Origin of the sequence: Belliella filtrata (assembly GCF_022549775.1) — a bacterium.
GTDB classification, from domain to species: Bacteria; Bacteroidota; Bacteroidia; order Cytophagales; family Cyclobacteriaceae; genus Belliella; species Belliella filtrata.
This window is the reverse complement of record NZ_JAKZGP010000002.1, coordinates 172,859-196,044: the sequence shown is the minus strand read 5'-3', so window position 1 is coordinate 196,044 and position 23,186 is coordinate 172,859. Positions and strand designations below refer to the sequence as shown.

Here is a 23,186-nt window from a genome sequence, read left to right as displayed (position 1 = left end):
GCAAAAACACAAAAACTGGTTTAATTAAAAAAAAGAATTCCCTGGAAACAGGGTCATGGGAATCCTATGTCTATTTTCTAAAGCAAATTGATCAAACTACTTCAATTATTTAAAATCGGAATTGCTGATGTTTATTCTTTATTTAGTGGTTGTGGATGCTTTTTTCTATTTTTTATGATTTTTATTTTCATTGTATTGTTCTCTGGGGGAGATGTAACAAGACTTTTTCAAATGGACAAGCTACCTCTTTATGTAATGATAGGGGTAAGTTTAGCTATTTTTTCAAAATATGAGATTGGTAAAACAAATGTAGAAGAATCATTTCATGATGAGAAAAATCGAATTGAAGCACTTCTAAAATATCATAAGTCCTTGATTCCAATATTTATATTGGCTCCTTTTTCCCTTTTGACCTTATGGTATGACCATCGAAGAATTCAGAAAAAACAAATCAGATTTATCCCTCCAGATTTAGAAGGTAATTGGCAAAGACTCAATCGGGATGAAATGCGCTGGAAAACTGAGCTATTGACTTCTGGTCAGCAAAAGGAAGAAGAGGTATACTCAGTAAAATATGAAATTTGGGAAAATCAAGAAAATGGAGAGGTCAAGACAGTTGGTTGGAAAGGAAACAAAGCTAAGAAGTTCTCTTCTTGTCCATCTTGTACTTACGAGACATTGAAGAAACAGGAAATAAAAACCATAAAAGCAGCGACATATAAGGCAAATGGAAAAGGTGAAAAAATACAAGAATGTCTTCATTGTAAGCATGTGATTTCATTTGGGGAGGTGGTGATTCCTAAGTTAGTGAAATCAAGTACTTCAAAAGGCGGGGGAAGAAGCTCGTCAAGCGGAGGGAGCAGAGGAAGTTTTGGAGGAGGATCTTCTGGTGGTGGTGGAGCTGGAGGACGTTGGTAAAAATTTAGCTTAGGTTCTTTCAAATCAAAAACCCTCATGTTTTCATGGGGGTTTTTGATTTGAAGGAATGTTGAAAATATATTAAACTGATTTTGAATTAAGGTGTTTTAAAGTTTTTTAAATCAATATTATATAGATTTTTTTATGGATTAATTTGAATCAAAGAATCAATCATTTCACCATTTCTACTTTAAATATTCCTCCGTCTTTTTCATCTGTCAAGAGATATAGATTTCCATCTGGACCTTGTCTAACATCTCTAATTCTTCCCATTTTTTTGGTGAAAAGTGTCTCAACAGACTTTACTTCATCATTTTGGATTTCAATTCTATAAATTTCCTCCTTTAGAAGTGATCCTGCAAAAAGACTTTTATTCCAGTTGCTGATGCTTCCTTGGTTGTAAAATGCCAGCCCAGAAGGAGCCATGTTGTCTCTCCAGACATGTTTTGGTTTTGTGACACCAGGCGCTTCTTCTCCAAGCCCGATCTTTTCACTGGTATCATATTCTGTTCCAAAAGCTACTTGTGGCCATCCATAGTTCTTACCTTTTGCTATCATGTGTAATAAATCACCACCATTTGGCCCATGCTCGGTGGCCCAAACTTGTCCGGTCTCTGGATCAATAGCTAAACCTTGATTATTTCTGTGACCGAATGAATAAATTTCTGGTCTTAAATTTCCAGGAGCCATTCCTATCAAAGGATTATCTTCAGGGATTCCCCCATCTTCTTTGATTCGGATAATAGAGCCTGCGGGATCGGTAAGGTCCTGAGAGTTCCAACGAAGTCCTCTATCTCCAATCGAAAACAGTACTGTACCATCACCAGGAAAGACAATTCTTGAACCGTAGTGTCTGCCAGGATTTGTTCTTGGCACTTGGGCATACAAAGTTTCCATGTCGATCAACTTACCAGCATCAGCATCTAATTTAGCCCTAGCTAATGCTGTACCTGTTCCATAATCTGAACCATCTGTGACCGAGTCATCATCTCCTGGACTTGAGTATGTGAAATAAACCCATCCATTCTCTGTATATTGTGGATGTAAGACTAAATCCAGAAGACCTCCTTGATTGCCGCCTTGAGGTGCTGTAAGCTGATCTTCATCGGTATCAATTTTTGGAAGTCCAGAGAGTTTTTTCACTTTCTCTCCTGATACATGATACATATTTCCAGGTCTTTCTGTCACGAGCATGCTGCCGTCTGGTAGCCAAGTCATTGCCCAAGGATGTTCTAGACCTTTGACCACCTGCGTGATTTTTACAGTAGCTTTATCAGTTTTGATGTTGTTTTCAATGACTTCATTGACAATTTTTACCTGTGCATTTGAGGCATTTATATTGAATGAAAAGCACAATAAAACTAACAGACACAATCTCCCCAAAAGGTTGATGTTGTTAAATTTTTTCAATCTTAGCATGTGTATAGTTGTTTAGTTAGTAGTTCTGTTTTGCAAAATGATAACTTCAAAAGAAAGTGTTGCTCTTAAGCCAAGGTTGACATATCAATTACAAACCTGTACTTGACATCTCCTTTGAGAAGTCTATCATATGCTTCATTGATCGTTTGCATGTCAATGAGCTCAATGTCTGATACAATGTTATGTTTGCCACAAAAATCCAACATTTCTTGTGTCTCTTGAATGCCACCGATCATAGAACCGGCGAAGGATTTCCTACCAGGTATCAAACTAAATGGTGAGACAGGCAATGGCTTATCAGGTGCACCAACAAGTGTCAATGATCCATCTCTTTTCAACAACCTTAAATAAACATTGATATCGTGTTGTGCTGACACACAATCTAGAATGAAATCTAAGGAGTTTGCATTTTTCTTCATTTGAGCTTTATCGGAAGAAAGGATAATTTCATCTGCTCCTAATCGCTTAGCATCTTCCACTTTCGAAGGTGAAGTAGTGATTACGACCACATGCGCACCCATTGCTTTGGCGATTTTGACACCCATGTGACCTAATCCACCGATCCCTACGACCCCTACTTTTGTGCCTTTTCCAACCTTCCAATGCCTTAAGGGAGAATAGGTAGTGATTCCAGCACATAGTAATGGAGCTGTTGCAGCTAAATCTAAGTTTTTTGGAATGCTTAAAACAAAATCTTGATCAACGACAATTCGCTCAGAATACCCTCCAAAAGTTTGTTGATCCAATTGTTTTTCATGGGCATTATATGTCTGAATAGCACCCTTTTCACAGTATTGTTCCAATCCATCTTTACAGCTTTCGCAAGTTCTACAGCTATCCACCAAGCAGCCTACGCCTACTTGATCATTTACATTAAACTTTTTTACTTCCTTACCGACATGGGTTACAATACCTACAATCTCATGTCCAGGGACACTAGGGTAAATCGTGCCTCCCCATTCGTCCCGAACAGTATGTAAGTCTGAGTGGCAAACTCCACAGAATTGTATTGCAATCTCCACATCAGTGGATCCGATTTCACGACGAGTAATTAAAAGTGGTTTTAGTTGTTCTTCAGGTGAATTAGCACCAAATGCTCTAATTTTAGTCATATATTTTTAATAGCTTAATGTTAAGTTTTGACCTACTCTACCGCAATAGGCAAGCCAAGGATATTGAATTTGTACTTAAAATTTAATTTGACCAGGTGTAAAGAAGGTAAATAAGCAGATCTATACTTTATAAAGAAATATCTACAATCATAGATGCATAGATGAGTTATGTGGTAAATAACCTACTTAATAACTTTTCATACCTTATTTTGTTCGATTTATTTACTAAAATTCAAATGTATAGCTGGAAAGAGACCAGTAATTAAGCCATATTTGGTTTTTTCAATATCCAGATATTAATTGATTTTGGAAATTGGATGATACTAATCCAGAAGTAATCTGTTATTTGTTTGAAATACCTCTTCTGGTGTAAAAGCGGAAATTCATTAAAATTATAATGGAAAATTAGGAGATGTGCGTTTGGTTTCTACTTTGTAAGTTTCGATTTTTTGAAAAATCAATAACAAATAATTTGGCTCAAATGTTGTTAATGGAAATAACTGGTAAAATATGTCAATAGTTAGGTTAGAAAACTATATTTGATATCCTTTCTGATTTAATATAAAATTTTTAATATTATTTGACACTTTATCACCCATAAAAAGAACCACTTATCAGCATAAACTAGGAACATGAAAGATGAAAAATACGCTGGCATGGGAGCAATCCTTGGGCCAAACGGTGTCACATTTAGGGTTTGGGCTCCAAACGCAGAAAAGGTATTTGTCTATGGATCATTCAATGATTGGAATGATGCCGAAGATGAGATGGAACATGAAGAAAATGGCTTTTGGTCTATCCATTGTGCAGCCGCATCTGAGGGAGATGAATACAAATTTATCATACATCATAGCGGAAATACACTTCATAGAAATGATCCCTATGCACTTAAAATGACCAACAGTGTCGGAAATGGTATTGTCTATGACCTCTGGAAAGATTTTAATGATCATGAGTTTATGCCGCCATCTCTCAATGAAATGGTCATCTATGAGCTTCATATTGGTACATTCAATAGAGAAGGAAAGGAAGAGGGGCAGGTAGGAGACTTATACACTGCCGCTCAAAAGCTAGATTATTTGAAGGATTTAGGAATCAACACTGTTGAAATAATGCCAGTGGCAGAGTTTCCCGGAGACCACTCTTGGGGTTATAATCCCGCAAATCCATTTTCCGTGGAAGAGGCTTACGGAGGTCCAGATGCTTTGAAGCATTTTATTTTTGAAGCACATATGAGAGGCATTGCTGTGATTCTAGATGTGGTTTACAATCACCTTGGTCCATCAGATTTAGCTTTATGGCAGTTTGATGGTTGGGAGGAAAATGGCATGGGAGGGATTTATTTCTACAATGACGATAGGGCAAGCACACCATGGGGTGATACGCGACCTGATTTTGGAAGGTCTGAAGTTCGTAATTACCTCCGAGACAATGCCATGCTATGGTTAGAAGCTTTTCAATGTGATGGATTGAGATTTGATGCTACTGCGATCATTAGACTGGTCAATATGGAAGACCAAAATGGGCCTATTCTTGAAGAAGGAGTCGAGTTTCTGAAAAGTTTGAATCATGAAATCAAGGAGAAGTTTCCGCATAAGGTTTTGATTGCCGAAGACTTGAAGTCAGATGCTACTGTTACAGAAAAATTAGAAAATGGTGGACTAGGCTTTGACTGTCAATGGGGAGTAGGGTTTTCTCACATTCTTAGGGATGTTTTAAAGATCAGTAATGATGAAGATAGAAATTTGCAAACTGTGGAGAATTTACTTTTTAGCAAGTTCAATAATGATATCTATCAAAAAGTAATCTATACAGAGTCACATGATGAAGTAGCTAATTTAGATTCCAAGAGACTTCCAGAGGAGATTCAGCCAGGAGATGCCGAAGGAGAATATGCCAAGAAGAAATCCACTCTTGGCGCATTAATCGTGTTCACAGCCCCTGGAATTCCGATGATTTTTCAAGGTCAAGAATTTTTAACTTTTGAACATTTTGATGATTCAAATCCTGTTGATTGGGGTCGTTTAGAGCATTTTGGCGGGATAGTAAACTTATACCGTGATTTGATCAACCTACGCAAAAGTTCAGAAGGTTTTGCAAGAGGATTGAATGGTCAAGGTATAGAGGTACTCCATAGAGATGAAGAAGGTTCTGTTTTGGTATTTACTCGATTTCATTATGATGATGTAGACAATCCTGCAATAGTTGTAATTAACTTTTCTGTGGAGTCTAAGTACAACTATCAATTCGGAATCGATCAAGGAGGATCATGGAATGTAATATTCAATAGTGGATGGGCAGGATATGATCAAGTTTTTGCTGAGGTGGAAGTATCGGAGGTACATGCAAGTGATGGCATTAACGGTAAGCAGCATGCTTTGAGCGTTGATATACCGTCTTATGGAGGATTAATTCTAACACGATGAAGTCAAAATACCGGTATACTGAAGAGGATTCGCTTTGCTTGAAAAGGATCAAGCGTGGAAGAGGATTTTCTTATTTTGACGAAAAAGGAAAGAAAATTACCGACAAAAAGAAGCTAAGTCGAATAAAAAACCTAGTCATACCACCAATGTGGACTGAAGTTCAAATATGCAGGTTCGATGATGGCCATATACAAGCTACAGGTAGAGATCTGAAAGGTAGGAAGCAATATATCTATCATTCTGAATGGGAAAAGATCAGACAAGAGGAGAAGTTTGAGAGGATGTATGAATTTGGAAACAAATTACCCAAGCTTAGGAAGAAAGCACTGGGTGATTTGAAAAAAAGGAAATGGACAAAAAGTAAAATACTGGCTTTGTTGGTATCCATTCTAGATGAAACTGGCATTAGGATAGGCAATAAGTACTATGCCAAGGAAAACCAAACATTTGGGCTAACTACACTCCGTAGAAAGCACATGGAGATAGAAGGTGAAAAGTTACTATTCACCTTCAAAGGTAAAAGTAATAAAGAGCGTGAAGTCTCGATAGAAGATGTTTCAATCATAAAACATATTAAGAAAGTTTCAGAGCTTCCTGGCTATGAACTATTCAGATACAAGGATGAAGACGGAAAAGTACAGACTGTCGATAGCCATGATGTACAATTGTATATCAGAGAAAATATGGGAGAGGAATTTACATGTAAGGATTTTAGAACATGGGTAGGGAGCAGGTTGGCCATAGAGCTTTTTCACGATGCCATTGATCATCAAAAAGAATTTCCAAGAAAAAAACTTGAAACAATCTTAGTCCGCATGGTGGCAGATGAGTTGGGCAATACGCCGACCATTTGTAAAGGTTATTATATTCATCCAGTGATTCTCAACAAGGTAGATATAGGAGAGTTTCCATTGAAAAATCCATTTCGCAAGACAAACTCACCAACTTCACTCGATCATTCAGAGAAACTCTTAATGAAACTTTTAGAGAAATGATTGTTAGAAGTAGAAATATTTTTAGATAAAATTAAATTCATGGCATAGTCGTTGTGCCTTATTGGCAGAACCAAAACAACAAAACCATGAAAGATGAAAATAGAAAAATCGAAGGAGATTGGAATGAAATCAAAGGTAGACTTAAGGAAAAATATAGTACCTTAACAGATGATGATTTGAAATACGAAATAGGTAAGGAAGAAGAGCTTTTCGGAAGAATAGAAAAGAGGATTGGTAGATCAAGAGATGAGTTTCATGGTCTAATTTTCAGGACGGGGCATATGTAAGTTTGCTCAAACTAAGACTTTGAAACGAAAAAAGGATAGATGCCATATCATCGATTTCTTAAAATATGGCATCTTTTTTCATTACTTCATGGGTAAATAAGGAAATCATGTCAAAAAAATCAGCAGATAGTATTAAGAATAGAGATCAATACGATGCCCTTAGAGAGCAAGGGTATAGCAAATCGAAATCGGCAAGAATAGCAAATACTCCAGACGCTGGTAAGAAAGGAGGGAAGGCATCCCCTTACGAGTCAAGGACCAAGTCAGAACTTTACCAAAAAGCTAAGGAAGTAGGAATTTCAGGTCGTAGCAAAATGAACAAAGATGAACTAATTCATGCATTGAGGGAGGGTTGATGGCGTCTTGTTTGATCAAATAATTTGTCTTTAAATTTAATGAGTTTTGCTTTTGGCAACATTCCTATTCAAAATGAATTAAAAGTAGTTTAGCCTATATTTTCCTTCCAATATCAAAAGACACATTCAACATTATCAACCTGGGTAAGAGAGAATAGGTGGTTGTATTTCTTACTGAATTAGAAAGGTTAAGAAATACCAGCTCTGATTTATTCAATAGGTTGGTTCCATTAAGTTGTATGTAAATGCCCCTGTTTTTCCAAGGAGTATAATTAACCTCAATATCCAAAAAGTCAATCTTTCTTTCTTCCCATGAGATCTGTTCATATGATAATTTAAGCTTTAGATTATCCATAAAACCATAAGTCAAAGACCCTTGATGGTGGAAGTTGAAAATTGAAAAATCAGATTCTAAACTTTCTGAGTTGATTCTTGAATCTTTCCTACTACTTTCCCATCTGAAATTAACAGGTCCATCGAATGCACTTACAATAAAAATACCTATACCTTTTGAATTTATGGGTTCATTTGGTACAAAAATTCCATTTACAGCCCTGTTGATTAGATTTTGTGATAAAAAGGTTTTGATTCCAACTCTGGACTTAATGGGGAAAACCATTTTGCTGGTTTCAAGATCAACTCTATGCTGAGCATTAGATAGGGGTGAAGCAAAATTTGAAAGATTGAAAAGAAGGTCCCCATCATTTTGAAAATCAACGATAAATGGACTTTTTTGTAGGAAATGGTTTCCTGTCAACACAATTTGCCAATAACTTGTTCTATCAAAAAAGTTATACCGCCAGTTGATCCCTAGCTGTTCTATTATATTTATCCCTTCTGCAAAATTTACTGTAGAGTTTGCCCCGGTAAATACCCTGCCATTGTAAACTTGTAAAGGGGATGATAGTTGGTTTTGTCGGTAGTGATCCAAAAAGATCTTGTGTTTGGATTTGATATTTTTGTTAAAGCCTATGCGGTAGTTTGTTAGCCAACCTCTTTCGTTTTTCCTTTCTTGGTTCAAATATCCAATGCTGTTGATAAATCCATGACTTTCCAAGTTCAGTCTAATGGTAGAACTTCTAGATAAAGAAATATGATCGGACAAAGAGAAAATAACAGTACTGTTTTCAAAAGTTTGATCGTTCAAAAATTCTACTTCTTCGATATTGTCAGGCAAAGTTTGTTCCTGAGTCCCTAGATTTGATTTGATATGGCTGTTTAAATAGCCATAGTGGAAAAGAAAGGCGTATTGATGTTTTCTGAGTTTTCCTGCTAACTTCCAACTGCTCCCCAATGAAGTGGCAGAGTTGTTGAAAGTTTGTAACAATCCAAAATTTTGATTAGGATCTGATGTGTTGAAAGATGCCGAAATGATGTCAAGACTTTGATCCGAGATATTTCGCGCTATAAAAAGCTCCGACTGAAGGGCTATATAACGATTTAGTTTTCTAAGATATGCTATCTTAACAGAACCTGTTTTTTTTTCTGAATTCACATTTTGTAAAACATCAGACAGATTTTCAACTGCTTGTAAAGTGCTTTTTAGAAGTGATTCTTCTGAAATGTTATCAATCCTAAATGTCAGGGAAAGCTGAGACAAACTATCCGGTTCCAATTCATGGGTAGACCTTAGTTGGAAATTTTTAATCCCAGAGTTTCCACTTCCCGCTTCCCGAACATCGAAAGTATTGTTTTCAAGAAAAAATCTACTGAGGTTATCTAAAGTATTATTGACACGGTTATTCTGGAAAAGAGCATAGGTGTTGGATTTATAATTAATTCCATTGGAGTTATTAAGTTGTAAGGCTTGAAGAAAATCATTGTTAATATTATACCTGTTTTTGGGAAGGTTTGGGATGAAAGGTGTAAACGGGCTAATCGGAAGGTTCGCTTGAAGAAAGTAGGGGTTTTTCAACATGCTTTCTTCGGATTCTCGCATAAAAAAATCCTCGGTTCCAGCTATGTTTTCTTGGCCAGTATTGTTAATGTTTCCTATATATCCAGCCTTTAGCTTATCCAGTAAAGAAAACAGGACTGCCTTTACTTCATAGTTTTCGGGTAACCCTACTCCGAGTGAACCTGTACCGAACAAAGATGCTTTTAATCCTTTTTGGAATCTTAAATTCAGCACAGTTTTATCAGAATTTTCAATTCCTTTGAGCAGTTTTTGGTGGTTGAAATTTTCTATGGCTTCTACACTTTCAAGTAATCCTGGGGGAATATTTCTTGATAAAACCCTGTAGTTTTTCGAAAAAAAATCATCTCCCTCAACCAAAATTTTATCAATCGCTCTACCATTAAAAAAGAGAGTCCCATTATCACTCACAGTCATACCTGGAATCTTTTTTAGGAGCTCTTCCAAATTCCTTTCGAATCCATCGCTAAAAGAGCCTACATCAAAGGCAGTGGTATCACTTTTAACCCTAATCGGTTCTTGGTATTCGACAGTATATTGATTTAGCTCAATTTCCTTTGATTGAATTGTAAAAGTGACCATGCTCAAATCAACCCTATTGTAAAAAGCATCATGGTATCCCAATCTTGAAATCTTTAAAAGATAAGGTAGGGGAGCTTCGCTTATAATTTTGAAGCTCCCACTTAGATCTGTCTGGGAAAAATCTATTATAGTTGAATCTTGGGGATTTAAAAGCATAACTGAGACAAAAGGTACCGCATTGGCTTCTTCATCCAATACAGTCCCTTTAATTTCATTATTTCTTTGTCCAAAGGTCAGAGAAATAGGCAAAATAGTAAATGAAACTAAACAAAATAGATTTAGAAGACTGATTACCGATAATTTCACTTCTTGGTAGCTTGTGTGGATAAATCAATTTGTGGATAGAATTTCACTTCAACCTTTCCATCATTTTCAAGTGCGACAGATTTCATGTAGGAAATGTATTTTTCTTTCTTAGTTGCATTTTCATTTAAAAACTCTGATCTGCTGAGAAGTTTTCCTGAAAAAACATTTTCCACTTCAATAGTAGGATTGAAGTCATGGGGGATTTCCACTTCAGCCAAATGATAAATAAAATCCAAGGTTGAATCATAAGCTTCAAGTATTAATCCAGGAAGTCCATTTAACCGCCATGGACCAAATGGCACCTGAAGTTCTGGTGAAAACCAAGCCTCCCATTCCCTACCAAGAATATTGGCAGTGGCTTTTATACAATTAAATTTTCCTATTTTTTTCTTTTCATTAGTGATTCTCCAGTCTATAGGAAGAATTTCCTCTTGGATGTTTACAAAGGTTGATTTATTCCAAAATGATTCCCGAGAAAACTGTTCTCCCGATAGGAAGTTTAAATGTAAAACCGTCCCATAAGGGTCTAAATTGTTTCTCGGAACTTCTATTCGTTCAGTACCATTTGGACCTGAGATGTATTGCACATTTACTTTGTTCTGCTCCTGGATATATAATGATTTTGATTCTTTAAAAAATAATGTAGCCTTCTCAATTTCATACTCATTTGGATAGCCATTTTCATTGGCAGGAGAAGCGATAGCCAGTTTTCCTGAATATGCTCGATAGGTAATTTTCCCTTGCTGGGCATTAAGCAGTGGTGGAAAAAAACCAAATAGAATAATGAATTGTAGTAATAGAATATAAGGTTTCATATGTATCAGGTTTAGTATATAAAAGAGGTGCAGAATTTTTTTCCTGCACCAAACACCTATTTTGAGTTTAGTAATTTAATTATGCTTGCTCTAAAGAAGCATCACAGCCAGCTCCCGCAATTTTACCTGCTGTCGCACAATTCGAAGCTGTACCTGTTGCGCTACTTCCATTGCCACAATCTATTGTGACAGAACACTCGAAAACAGCTTCCTCTTCATTTTCTATGAAGTTAAAAATGGGTAATTCATTCATTTCACTCTGTGAAATTTTCATTTCAACATTGTTATCCCTATCTGATTTTTCTTCATTGTTGTAGGAATTTGCTAAAACTGGTGCAGTTAACAAAAGCACCATGACGATAGTATTGATAATTGTTTTCATGATTTTTGGTTTTTAGTTATTAAAATGAAATAAAATAGGTGTCTCTAATTGCTTGATCAAAAATATTTTATTGAAAACCGAAAAAGAGTTATCTAGTGTTAACCAGTGTTAAATTTTTCCTTGTTATCTTTTCTACACATATATTAGCAAATAATGCAGTCGGTGAATTTTAAAAAAATATGGATCATGGTATGGATTGTTGCAGCATTTGCAATCACTGTACAGCTTGTCCGTATATGGGTGACCTATTCTACCTTGCAACAGCAATTTCACAGAGATATAAAAATTGCTTTGGACAAGGCTGTAGAGAGGTATTATTTTGAAATTGGGACCAGAACATTATCAATTGAAACAGATTCTTTTGAAGAACTTAGCATACTTGACTCAGAAAAAACGATAAGTAAAGAACCGATAGAAGCTAATAAACTGGTATCTGGTGAAACCAATAATGCAATAAATTCCCCAAGAAAGAAGCAGATGCTTGTGACTATATCAAAAGATACAGTTGATCTAGAAGAGCTGAATAATATGCTTCAAACGGAAATTGACTTTTTTGAATTAAAGTCAGAATTGGGTTTAGTTCATTATTTTAAAGGGGGTAAAAATAGTGAATTTAAAACAAGCTCAGATTTTAGGCCAAAACACAAGATATTCTCTAATACAAGAGCATTACCTTTAAACCATCAGATAGAGCTAAATTATAAGCCAAATTTTTCATATACATTGATTCAGGGAGGTATTGAAGTTTTAGTTTCATTCATTTTCCTATTTCTAATTATTTTCGCACTTTGGAAATTATACAGTTTAGTAAAAAGACAAAGAGATTTGGTGACATTGAAAAATGATTTTGTTAACAACATTAGTCATGAATTTAAAACACCCATTTCGGCGGCAAAAGTTGCAATTGAAGCAGCTCAAAGATTCAACCCCCAAAATGACATTGAAAAAAACAGGAAGTATTTAGGGGTTGCCAGTAACTACCTAGATCAAGTATCGGATATGATCAATCGCTTATTGGAGTCGGCAAGTTTTGAATCTGAAAGTGATGTCTTTATTAAAAAGAAGATAGATTTAGTAAAGTTATTAATGGAGATTATAGAAGAGTTCCAACTTAGCCATGGATCAAAGAAAATTGAATTCCTTAGTAAGGAAACTTTTATAAATACCCATGCTGATATATTTTATCTAAAAAGGGCAATTGTAAATATTGTGGATAATTCTATGAAATATGGCGGGCAGGAAATAAAAATTAAATTGGAAACCACCAGAGATAATGCCATATTAATCATTTCAGACAATGGGACAAATCTCTCAAAGAAAGAGATCCCAAAAGTATTCGAGCAGTTTTATAGAGTGCCAGGGGAGAACTTGCGGTCAATCAAAGGTCATGGTATAGGGTTGTATTTTTCTAAAAAGGTGATCGAGGCTCATTCTGGAACAATTGAGCTGAACCTGAAAAATGGATGGACAGATTTTATCATTAAATTACCACTTAGGATATGAAGAAAAAAGTTTTGTTGGCCGAAGACGAAATTACTTTGGGTGAAATTATCAAAGAAAGCCTTGAAAGTAGAGGGTTTGAACTATTTCATGCCAGTTGTGGAAAAACGGCTATTGAAGCTTTCAAATCTTTTTCACCTGATATTGTTATATTGGATATTATGATGCCAGTCAAAGATGGTTTTGAAGTTTCTAGAGAGATCAGGTTACTGGATCAAAATATCCCCATTGTTTTTCTGACAGCAAAAAACAGAACTCAAGATGTGATTGAGGGGTTTGAAAATGGAGCAAACGATTTTATCAAAAAGCCTTTTAGCATGGAGGAACTGATTGTTAGGATCAATTCGCATTTGCGCATTTCCAAAGTTAACCTTGAAATGGAATGGATATCATTAGGGAAGTTTAAATTCAATTTTGGTAGTCAAGTGTTGGCGATTAATGAAAAGGAAACTGTTTTGACTTATAAGGAGACTATACTTTTGAGTGAATTGATAAAAAAGAGAAATCAGGTTTTGGACAGGTCTTATATTCTAAAATTGATTTGGGGCTCGGATGATTTTTTCACAGCCAGAAGTATGGATGTATTTATAACCAAAATCAGAAAATACCTCAAGGAAGATAGCACCATAAAGATCATCAATGTAAGGGGTGTTGGTTACAAATTAGTCGTTTGAAATACTGATTATCAATATGTTGCCTATTGGATCGCCCTACAATTTTGATCTACTCAAACAAAACCCCACCTTCTCAGCTCATTTCGAGGCCTAAATCCTCATTAGCCAGACCGAATTTATCCATTCTTATTTCATTCTTTTAACTTAGCCCAACCTTTTCTCCCAAATCCATTCAAATCCTACTTAATACAATCCAGGTCCTCCCACAGTTTCTTAGAAATCAATCATTGAATAAAAGTCAAGTTAGAAGATCAAATCCCAATACAAAGGGTAGGAGAGACCAAACCCAAACCAACCTAAATCTCCCAAATTCAACCAAAAACTAAATTAAACACTTCTAAATACTTCCTAAAATCCACTAATCAACCCATTATCTCACCTAGCATGCCCTTCACTCTGCAGATGTACGCCGCGGCACACGAGTCAGTTAATATGCCATAAGCTCACAAGGCAGCCACTAAGCTCCCGATCACTATCGGCGACCCTTATAGATTTTCACATCAATCAGGGCTTTTTTGCATGGACTTTTGGCTAGTGGGCTAAATTTTAGCGGAACGATGTTTTTGTTCATCTGCCACTTACATGGTTATCAATTCCGTCAGCTATGGTGTTCCAATCTTCGAAATGGATTTCGTGTCCCGTGCTTTCAAGCTTAATTAATTTGGATTCCTTAATCATTTCAAGAAGCATACAAGCATTTTTATAATGCCAAATCTTGTAGTCAGTTCCTTATATGATAAGGGTTGGCCACTTATAGAACCTAAAAATCAATCATTGGATCCCGGGCAATAGAAACTAATCCCTAAAACAAAGAGTAGGGGAGACCTTTCCAAAACCAAAGCATATACTCATAAATTCAACCAAAATCTATAAGAACATCTTACTTAATCCCAACAATCGATTTATTATTCCACTTAGCAAACTCATCACCCTGTGGATGTCAATCAATATGTCATAGGTGCACACTGGAACAATTAATAAAAAGCCCTGATAGATTTTTTCTCTTATCAGGGCATTTCTCTATTGTGCTAAATTTTACTGGATGGCATTCTATTATTCCACATATTTCAAAAGTTCTCTTACTAGTCGATATACAGTCGTTGATGATTCTTCTCTAGCTGGATTTGTATGGTCAAAATGATTGTAATTTCTCTCTGCTCTATCTATTGCAAGTTCAGCTCTTTTTCTGCTCGTTTTGTCGTCTATGCCGTCAAGTAATTCAAAAAAATCTTCTTGAATTAATTTGGTCCCGTTGCCATCATAAATTACATTGAATGGTTTGAGGTGTTCGTTGATTTTATCGTTATAACTATCTCTGTGCATTCCACCACCTTGATGGTCATTAAAGTGTAATATCAGCCAATATTCGAACGATTGATTTGAATAAGCGATTCCAAAGCTATTTGCTTCTGCTATTTGAATAGCAGAATTGAAATCATTTTCGTTAAAATCGTCTTTGTCAAACACACACCAAACTTGGTTATAGTTTCCTTGTTGGGATAAATCAAGGGCTCTATTCACTAACGAAACAGTATTGTATCCTTCACCAATTGATTTGACTTCTGCTGAAGTAATTCTGAATTGATTGAAATAAGAAGGTTCTGTGTTTTTTCCTTCACAAATAATAAGAATAGAGGGTTTTTCTGTTAACTCTGCAACAGGTCTTTCTAAGCTCGGTTCTTTTCTCCGCTGAGCCTTTAATTGTTCAAGGTGCTTTTTCCTAGCTGCTTTTTGTTCAGCTTTTTTGTCCTTCATTTTCATTTTCTGTCAATAAAAATTTTAGGTTATCGAAAAAACCAAGAAATGGAACTGCACCATATTTACCCTTAATATAATTATCTTCAAAAGGGTCATTTTTTCTCACTTCATCTGATTTAAAGTCAGCTAATGAATAGAGTTTGGCTACTCCAAATTTATTTTTGTTTGTAAACCAAATTTGATCTCTTCTAAAAAGACCTGAACTTAATAAGTTTGTGTCGTGTGTATTGAAAATCAGCTGCGCATTCTTCTTATTAAACTCTTTAGAATTAAAAAGAGAAACGATTTTACAAACCAAATTTGGATGAAGTTTAGAGTCTAACTCATCTACAACCAATATGTAACCGTTTTCGATCACATCAAGAATTGGGTCTGTTAATGCAAAGAATTTTCTTGTACCTGAAGATTCATCATCGTCCAAAGAAAAACTAATGTTTCCTACCGCTTTTAAGTCTTCATTGTATTTTTTATGTTTGGTCAATACGTCAGAAACATACTCTTGCTTTTCTTCACGAACTTCTTTGATAATCTTATCTTTAAGTTCTTTGGGCATTCCTTTCGGAAGGCTATTGGTGTCAAGTTTTTGTAACTCGATATCTTGAATTCCTAAATCAGCAGCCTTCAATAATTCAAGAATTTTGATTTTGTGGCTAGGGTCTTCTGTTTTGCCCATTGTAAAGCCTTTGTACCCTGATTCGTTTAACCCTGATAAGGTTTTTAGTCTTTTAAACCAATCTAATACATTGATTGCAGTCTTTTCATTGAATTGAGCAGCTACAGAAATTAATAACGCATTATCTCGAACAAGTCCTTCCCTGACAACAGTATTGCCTTTGGTGAAACTTCGTTCGTGAGTATTGAAGGTGCTTCCTTCTCTGTAAAAGAGTTCAACTTCTTTTGTTTTTGGTTTGTGATAAAGCCACTCAGACACAATTCTTTCAGTTGTCGCTTCAAAGCCATAACGATAAAGCACATTTTTGTGATCGAAAATGATTTCAAATTCAGATGGTTCGTTTTCTGTCTGTGTGCTTAGTTTAAAAGGCTCAACTTCAATAGTCTCTCCTTTTTGGCTCTCTTTTGAACTATTGATTACGAAATATCGCATAAATGCAAATGCTTCTAGTAATTTGCTTTTACCACTCGCATTCGCACCATAAATAACTGCACTTTTGAGGAGTCTCAAACCAAAGTTTTCATTGATTACGATATTTTCGTGCTCTCTGGTGTCTTTGTCATAGTTAGAAGCAATAAGGCTCAAAGTCGCTTTGTCCTTAAATGTCCTAAAGTTTTTAATTGAAAATTGCAGAAGCATTTTTTTGTTCTAGTTTAAATGTTAGCAAATGTAGTCTTTATTTTAAAATAATATGCAAAATAAAATGCTTTTTTGGTTAATTTAGTTCAAAAATGTTCTTTATGTTGCTGCTTTATGATTTTGACTAATCTAAGTCCTATTGAATTGTGAAGTCCTCATTTTAAAGTTAATATTCTCTATGTTTTGATGATTTAAGCTTTCTTCCAGATCAACTGCTCACCTTATTTTTTGCTGTGTTTTTATCGGTTCTTTCAGCTGTTTTTAGTTTAATGATGAAGGATAATATTGACCTGGTATATCTTTAGTGCTTCATGTACTTGTGTGAAAATTAATCTTGGGAATTCGTTTTTGAGAATAATTCCGCCCAAAATCAGCACTAGGGTTGTTTTTAAATTATCAAATCGAATGGAACTTTACTCGAGTTTAATTTTATAACCAGTTCAATAAAAAAATGTGAATTAGACCCAATCGTTTTGATAGACACTTATATATTTGTGAAATGGGTACAATAGGTGAAACATTAATGTATTTGAGAGAGTCTCATGAATTGAGCAAGAGTAAGTTAGCCGAGGTAGCAAAAATATCAGGTAGTTCTTATGCTGACATCGAACGAGGTTTTAGAGAAGCAAGCTTCATTGTTATATTCAGAATATGTTCTTTTTATCAGATCAGCTTACAAGAATTTGCTGAAAACATTGATCCTATTGAATTAGAAAGACGTGAATTGTCATCATTGCGAAATATAGAGAAGCGTGTAGCTAAAGGTATTTAAATTCGTTTTCCAATCAGGAAGTATTACTCATCTAAAAAAAATAATGAGTTAAGGTTTGAAAAGTTGTCCAAGATTTGTTTAAAAGCAACATAATACTAACATAGAAAACGACTTTAAATTTATTTATCAAACTTTACCAATTTTTTTTTCTGAACTACTCAATTTTCAGGCTTGATGTTCCTTTTGATGACCATTTTTATCCAATAATCCTGTCAGATTTGATTCTCTTATATTTGGTCGTGATTGATTATTTTACCCGTCTTCCTTTCTTAAAATTATCATTCGAAATAAATTCCCTTCTTGCCCCACTTATAGAACCTAAAAATCAATCATTGGACCCCGGGCACTAGAAACTAATCCCTAAAACAAAGAGTAGGGGAGAGCTTCCCAAAACCAAAGCACATACTCATAAATTCAACCAAAAGCTATAAGAACCTCTTACTTAAATCCAACAATCGATCTACTTGTTATTTGAGTAAAACCCTAAATAAAGACAGCCATATTTCTAAAATCTTAATCGAATTAAATATTGTTATAAATATGCAATGGCCTATTTTTCAACAAGGTAAGTATTTCTAAAAATTCACGCCATCACCTATCCCAAAAAACAACAATGTCATGTCTGAAAATCCAAACATGACATTGGCAAAACTAAAGCTTGAGAAGACCAATTTTACCCAAATCTTAAAGACATTTTTGTTTTCAAGGGGAGATGTATAACACACTCACACATTTTTAACCATCTTTCAATGTTTCCGCAGGATTCGTTTGATATACTTTGACAGTTCTGTAGACAATGGTGAAAAAGGCTATAAAGGCCACGCTTGCTATGGATATTAGGTAGATCGACACTGAAACGGTACTCTTGTAGGCAAAATCCTGCATCCACTGCTCAGAAAACCAGTACCCAAATCCTACTGCAAGTAGAGCCGAAATGCCTAGTAAGCTGAAGAAATCCGCCGATAGAACCCTTAGAATATCAAAGGTATTGGCTCCCAAGACTTTTCGGATGGAGATTTCTCGTGTTCGGCGAAGGGCTACATAGGATACCAAGCCAAACAAACCCATACAAGCAATGAAGATCGCTATACCCGCAAACAAACTGAATACTTTCCCTACCATCGTTTCGTACTGGTACATGCGGGCGTATTCTTCGTCTACAAACTTAAATACAAAAGGACGGGAAGGAAATATAGAAGCCCAGACAGTTTCCATGGCCGCTAACTGTGTGGCGGGATTTCCTTTCATTAATTTGGTAAGAATCACATTCGATCCATCGGGATCTACAAATATGGCTAGTGGGCTTACCTGATGATGCAGAGAATTGAAGTAGAAGTCTTTCACAACCCCTTTGACACGAACTAGCTCGTCTCCAAAATTCAATTTTCTCCCTACCGCATCGGCACTTTCCCAACCCAGTTCACGTACAGCAGCTTCATTCAATAATACAGGTAACTCAATTCCTTGTTCATAGGCTTGCCATCTTGTAGGGTCGGTTGGTGCTAAGTCTTCCCCTGCTGCAAGTTCTAGCCCAATCGTATTAACCAATTCATGATCAGTGGAATAACCTGTAATCATAAACTCCTTGTCATTGTCCCATCCCGGGGTAATGGAATAAGAAGCCTTGATATAAATCGGCAAGTCCGATGCCTTGCTTACAGATTGAGCGATTCCTTGCCTCACCAGTTCATTTTTGAATGACTCGACTTCACCATGCATTTTGTAATGAAGATTTAGGGCGATGACCTCTTCCCTGTCGTAGCCCAAATTGACCTCTTGCATATAGTTTAGTTGATTTTTTACAATCAGCGTGGCCAAGAGTAAACCGATGGATACAAAAAACTGGAAGACTACCAAGCCCTTGCGCATCCAAGCCCCATTACCGATAGTGGTTTGCTTGCCCAAGGCATGTAATGGAGCCATTCCAGAAAGGATCACTGCGGGATAGATTCCAGAGATAAAACCAATCAGAACAAATAATAGAACTAAAAAAGATATCCCTTCAAAGGAAAGCAATAAACTCAGGTTTAGGGGTGTACTGGCAAAGCTCTCAAAATAGCCACTGATAATGTTTAGGGCCAGAATACTTACCAAAATAGCGATGGACGTAAGTATAAATGATTCCGATACAAATTGACCAAACAACTGAAACCGCTCTGCACCCAATATTTTTCTAAGTCCTACTTCCTTATTTCTCTCCGTAGCCTCAGCTGTAGCCAAATTGACATAATTGATGATACCAATCACAATCAGTAAAATCCCCACCAAAGCAAAAATGTAGATGTATTTGCTGTCGGAGGTTGGTTTGATGGATTTCAGCGTATTTCCTCCCAGATGAATACTCGAAACGGGCTGTATGAAAAATCGGGTTGAAAAGCCATAGCTTGCCATATCTTCGCCGAAGTACTTATCCACTATTTGATCAAGTTTGGATTCCACGCTTTCAGGGGCTGAATTTTCTCGGAATTTAGCGTAGGTATAGTAATTCGAAGGTGACCAGGCAGGAGTTTTTCCATGCCTATGGGTTTTGAAAGAGGCCAGCAATCCAAATTCCAAATGGCTGTTGGAAGGAAAATCTTCCATGATTCCCGTGATGGTATAGTTTTCTCCTTCTACTTGAACAGTCTTGCCAATAGCATCGGAGACATTTCGGAAATAACGTGCTGCGGTGCTTTTGGGAAGTACCAGTTGGAAAGGTTCGGACAATACGCTCTTAGGATTTCCATGAATTAAATCGAAGTCAAAAACGTGGAAAAAGTTTTCATCCACATAGGCAAATTTGGGTTCCTCAAACAATTCTCCTTCAATCTCTACGACCACAGATGAAAAGATGCTCAAGTCAAAAACCAGTGTAGCAAGTTCAATTTCTGAGATTTCATCCATCATGGTTGGTGCCAGACTTGATGGTGTCGTAGATACCAATTGCGTTTCCCCATTGGAAGTAAACTCCTGATTGAATTTATAAATCCTCTGGTAGTCGGAATACATTTTATCGTAGCTCCACTCATGATGGATATACAGCGAGATTGCCAAAAAGCTCGTCATGGCAACCGTCAGTCCAAGAATATTGATTCCTGTATAGAGTTTACGTTTGCTGAGGTTTCTCAAGGAAACGATAAAATAGTTTTTCCACATAGCATGAAGGATTTGAGAATGAAACAACTAAGTTGGTTTAGTTTGCATCAGGGCAAACGGAACTCGCTGGTAATAAAGCTATCCTCGTGCCAGTCTAAAAATAGCCCAAATGAAGAAATTTGCGGTATTTGTCTCAAAAAGCATAAATAAAACGTACACTTTTGACCGCCTACGGGCAAAAAAAGAGGTCCGATTTATGGGGTCTCTTGACTAAATTTTTTGAATACAATCTTCAAGCGCATCCAGTAAAATATCTTTTTTAAATTAATTTAGAGTTTTTGTTTGTACAATGAGTTCATATTGAGCCCTTTTGAAAAGTTATAAACAATGACAACAATCTTGTAAGCAATCTCTCTTGTTTTTTGATTTTAGTGATTCAATCTAATTATTATAGTGCTTTTTAAGTTCGTCAGCTTGAAACAACAGGTACATTTCACAAAGTGCTTTATATGGATCATTTTGGTCAAACTGACCTAATTTCTGAGAATTAGTTATAGCATCTTGTAAATAGGGTTTTAGCTTTAAATAAATATCACTATCCTGTTTGGTAAAATACTTTTGAGTTTTCTCGTAATCCTTAAGATATTGTTTAAGTTTAGTTTCTGCTTTAGCACAAGTATCAAAAAATTTAGAAGAATTTTCAAAATGCAGTAAAAACCAAAACTCTAAACAAGGATTGTTAATGATTACAATGACATTTTCATGCTTTTTTATAAGTATATTTCTGCATTCTTCAAAAATCTTTAACGCTGTTTTTTTCCCTTACGTGTTTCTCTTGATTCTTTGATGATTGTGTCTAAATCAATAATCCAAAAGACTTTTGAATATTCACTTTCTGCCAAATTTTCAACTAATTCGAATTGATCCTGAATACTTTTTTTATTTGGAATTTCAGGTTTAATATTTAACCTTAATTGTCGTTCATTTCGTTTTAGCATCTGTAAATACCAAATTTCAGTTTCTCCATCTACTACAAAGGCAAATGTGGGAGAGGATTGAATTCTTATTTTCCTCGATTGTCTCATTATTTCAAATCAATGAAGTTATCACCTAAATTTGGAGTGGCCTTTAGTTTGCCACTTTTATATGCATTTAAAATGTTTGTTGTATTTCTAACTACCGAACTGTCGAAATCAGCCAAAGAATATAATTCGGTGGAACAGTTTTCATTTTTATCCGTGAACCATATCGCATCATTCCTAAATATATCCTTATTGTCAAATATTTCCCTGTAGTGGGTGGTTGCAATGAGCTGTGACTTCTCTGTGTTCAATAAGAAAGAAAGTATAAAATGAACATAAAGATCAGGATGCAGGGAAGATTCTAATTCGTCAATAGGGAAAGCAGTTGAATTTTTAATCAATAGAGCAAGCAAGCCTGCAAAACCATAAAACCTTCTAGTACCTTGAGATTCCATTTCTATGGGTAATGTGTACTTTTTTTGATTCACAGTATGTTCAAATTCAATGTTTACGGATTTTAATCTTCCTGTTTCTTCTAATTTTTTTACTTGATCAGATGAATCTTTTAATTGATTTTTAAAGAATTTAATCAGTCCATCAGGAATTTCTTTTTCTTCTTCCTGAATTAAAATATCAGAAATTTGAAAATCAGCTTTTTTTAATATGTTAACCACATCTAGTTTGGACAATTCACCTTTATCAATCTTGGAAGTGACGAATCCTTCTAATTGAGTTTTTGTATAGATAAGAGGGCGCAAATAGTTTTCAAACCACTCAACGGCTTCTTTAAGTTCTTTTACATCTACATTTGTTTTCAAAAAACCACCAAATACAGTATTGTTCCAAAGCGTATTTGCCTCTAAATTTTTTTCGATGGTTTTATTGATCTTGATTTTACTCCCAAATTTAATTTCAGTGTACTGATTTTTAATATCTGTAGTTCGTTTGAATACAGTTGCCTTGTTGGGATTATAAAAGTTCAGAACTTCATTGACAATTGCCTTCTTAAAAAACGCTACTTCGTAATAGTATTTTGTATCGTTTGCTAAGAATTCAATACTAATATGAGAATTTTGCTTTGGAGTTTCAGGGTCAAATAGAAATGGTTGAAAATCTAATTCATCAGTTTTTTTTTGCTCAGGATCAAGTACAATGCTCCTAAGAAACTCAAGTGCGTTAAGAATGGTTGTTTTACCTGAAGCGTTTGCACCATAAATCAAGGCTACCTTCAAAAGTCTCAAACCATTGGTGTTTATTACATAACTATTTTCTAAATGGCTTGAATTATCAGCTTCAAAGGTCAATGTCTGTTTTTCCTTTACTGATCCAAAGTTTTGAATGCTGAAATTAATAATCATTTTTATATCTATTTATGTAAACCGTTTACAAATATAAGCTAAAAATAGACAAAATAATATTTTTTCTCTAACACGCTACTTGATTTCAGAAATTTGGTTAAAAACACAAATATTCTTTAATGGCCTACTCAAAAGAATTTTAAATTATCTCTTCTAATGCAGATTTCCACAAAATGAATCCTTTCTTGTTATCTGAGTAGTC

20 protein-coding genes are annotated in these 23,186 nt (G+C 35.5%); 8 read left to right on the top strand and 12 right to left on the bottom strand.

The features are described from left to right. Positions 1 to 231 precede the first annotated feature (231 nt). Positions 232 to 918: a hypothetical protein gene (locus tag MM239_RS02195; RefSeq protein WP_241346220.1), complete on the top strand. Its 687-nt coding sequence runs from the start codon at positions 232 to 234 to the stop codon at positions 916 to 918. 171 nt (positions 919 to 1,089) lie between these two features. Here MM239_RS02195 and MM239_RS02190 read toward each other — a convergent pair whose 3' ends face one another. Further along, positions 1,090 to 2,337: a PQQ-dependent sugar dehydrogenase gene (locus MM239_RS02190; RefSeq protein ID WP_241346218.1), complete on the bottom strand. Its 1,248-nt coding sequence runs from the start codon at positions 2,335 to 2,337 to the stop codon at positions 1,090 to 1,092. Positions 2,338 to 2,402: 65 nt separating this feature from the next. Beyond that, a complete protein-coding gene (locus MM239_RS02185) occupies positions 2,403 to 3,449 on the bottom strand; it encodes an NAD(P)-dependent alcohol dehydrogenase (RefSeq protein WP_241346216.1) in 1,047 nt (348 codons plus the stop codon). Between the two features lie 632 nt (positions 3,450 to 4,081). Between MM239_RS02185 and MM239_RS02180 the strand changes: the two genes are divergently transcribed. From MM239_RS02180 to MM239_RS02165, 4 genes are all read left to right on the top strand, one after another. Then, positions 4,082 to 5,875, top strand: coding sequence for an alpha-amylase family glycosyl hydrolase (locus MM239_RS02180; protein WP_241346214.1), 1,794 nt, complete (start codon positions 4,082 to 4,084; stop codon positions 5,873 to 5,875). Next, positions 5,872 to 6,870, top strand: a complete 999-nt coding sequence (locus MM239_RS02175; RefSeq protein ID WP_241346212.1) for a DNA topoisomerase IB — start codon at positions 5,872 to 5,874, stop codon at positions 6,868 to 6,870. Before MM239_RS02180 ends, MM239_RS02175 begins: the two co-directional genes overlap by 4 nt. Positions 6,871 to 6,956: 86 nt before the next feature. Next, on the top strand, positions 6,957 to 7,157 hold the full coding sequence (locus MM239_RS02170) for a CsbD family protein (RefSeq protein WP_241290836.1): 201 nt from the start codon (positions 6,957 to 6,959) through the stop codon (positions 7,155 to 7,157). Positions 7,158 to 7,222: 65 nt separating this feature from the next. Continuing rightward, a complete protein-coding gene (locus tag MM239_RS02165) occupies positions 7,223 to 7,513 on the top strand; it encodes a Rho termination factor N-terminal domain-containing protein (RefSeq protein ID WP_394801474.1) in 291 nt (96 codons plus the stop codon). Positions 7,514 to 7,607: 94 nt separating this feature from the next. On the opposite strand, the gene MM239_RS02160 is transcribed toward MM239_RS02165, so the two are convergent. The 3 genes from MM239_RS02160 to MM239_RS02150 form a co-directional block, all read right to left on the bottom strand. Continuing rightward, positions 7,608 to 10,316: a carboxypeptidase-like regulatory domain-containing protein gene (locus tag MM239_RS02160; protein ID WP_241346210.1), complete on the bottom strand. Its 2,709-nt coding sequence runs from the start codon at positions 10,314 to 10,316 to the stop codon at positions 7,608 to 7,610. Further along, the gene (locus tag MM239_RS02155) at positions 10,313 to 11,131 is read right to left on the bottom strand and encodes a GLPGLI family protein (protein ID WP_241346209.1); all 819 of its coding nucleotides are present in this window, start codon (positions 11,129 to 11,131) and stop codon (positions 10,313 to 10,315) included. The genes MM239_RS02160 and MM239_RS02155 overlap by 4 nt, the downstream gene beginning before the upstream one ends. A 79-nt stretch (positions 11,132 to 11,210) precedes the next feature. Then, positions 11,211 to 11,513, bottom strand: a complete 303-nt coding sequence (locus tag MM239_RS02150) for a hypothetical protein (protein ID WP_241346207.1) — start codon at positions 11,511 to 11,513, stop codon at positions 11,211 to 11,213. A 186-nt stretch (positions 11,514 to 11,699) separates the two neighbouring features. On the opposite strand from MM239_RS02150, the gene MM239_RS02145 reads away from it, so the two are divergent. Next, complete coding sequence (locus MM239_RS02145) at positions 11,700 to 13,016, top strand: sensor histidine kinase (RefSeq protein ID WP_241346205.1); 1,317 nt, start codon at positions 11,700 to 11,702, stop codon at positions 13,014 to 13,016. Then, the gene (locus MM239_RS02140; RefSeq protein ID WP_241346203.1) at positions 13,013 to 13,687 is read left to right on the top strand and encodes a response regulator transcription factor; all 675 of its coding nucleotides are present in this window, start codon (positions 13,013 to 13,015) and stop codon (positions 13,685 to 13,687) included. Before MM239_RS02145 ends, MM239_RS02140 begins: the two co-directional genes overlap by 4 nt. Before the next feature lie 567 nt (positions 13,688 to 14,254). Here the strand turns inward: MM239_RS02140 and MM239_RS20945 are convergent. From MM239_RS20945 to MM239_RS02130, 3 genes are all read right to left on the bottom strand, one after another. Further along, the gene (locus tag MM239_RS20945; RefSeq protein WP_262918398.1) at positions 14,255 to 14,377 is read right to left on the bottom strand and encodes a hypothetical protein; all 123 of its coding nucleotides are present in this window, start codon (positions 14,375 to 14,377) and stop codon (positions 14,255 to 14,257) included. A 363-nt stretch (positions 14,378 to 14,740) separates the two neighbouring features. Beyond that, positions 14,741 to 15,442 carry an RloB family protein gene (locus tag MM239_RS02135; RefSeq protein WP_241346201.1) on the bottom strand — a complete coding sequence of 234 codons (702 nt, stop codon included), beginning with the start codon at positions 15,440 to 15,442 and terminating at the stop codon, positions 14,741 to 14,743. Then, positions 15,423 to 16,757 (bottom strand): AAA family ATPase, encoded by a 1,335-nt coding sequence (locus tag MM239_RS02130; protein ID WP_241346199.1) that lies wholly within the window; start codon positions 16,755 to 16,757, stop codon positions 15,423 to 15,425. Before MM239_RS02130 ends, MM239_RS02135 begins: the two co-directional genes overlap by 20 nt. Before the next feature lie 499 nt (positions 16,758 to 17,256). Here MM239_RS02130 and MM239_RS02125 point away from each other — a divergent pair, with 499 nt between their 5' ends. Continuing rightward, entirely contained in the window at positions 17,257 to 17,529 is a 273-nt protein-coding gene (locus tag MM239_RS02125; RefSeq protein WP_241346198.1) for a helix-turn-helix domain-containing protein, read from the top strand. Positions 17,530 to 18,264: 735 nt separating this feature from the next. Here MM239_RS02125 and MM239_RS02120 read toward each other — a convergent pair. From MM239_RS02120 to MM239_RS02110, 4 genes are all read right to left on the bottom strand, one after another. Further along, entirely contained in the window at positions 18,265 to 20,664 is a 2,400-nt protein-coding gene (locus tag MM239_RS02120) for an ABC transporter permease (protein WP_241346196.1), read from the bottom strand. A gap of 381 nt (positions 20,665 to 21,045) precedes the next feature. Continuing rightward, positions 21,046 to 21,378, bottom strand: a complete 333-nt coding sequence (locus tag MM239_RS21130; protein WP_394801476.1) for an RloB domain-containing protein — start codon at positions 21,376 to 21,378, stop codon at positions 21,046 to 21,048. Between the two features lie 29 nt (positions 21,379 to 21,407). Beyond that, positions 21,408 to 21,689, bottom strand: a complete 282-nt coding sequence (locus tag MM239_RS02115) for an RloB family protein (protein WP_241346194.1) — start codon at positions 21,687 to 21,689, stop codon at positions 21,408 to 21,410. Continuing rightward, a complete protein-coding gene (locus MM239_RS02110; protein ID WP_241346192.1) occupies positions 21,689 to 22,984 on the bottom strand; it encodes an AAA family ATPase in 1,296 nt (431 codons plus the stop codon). The genes MM239_RS02115 and MM239_RS02110 overlap by 1 nt, the downstream gene beginning before the upstream one ends. Positions 22,985 to 23,186: the final 202 nt, after the last annotated feature.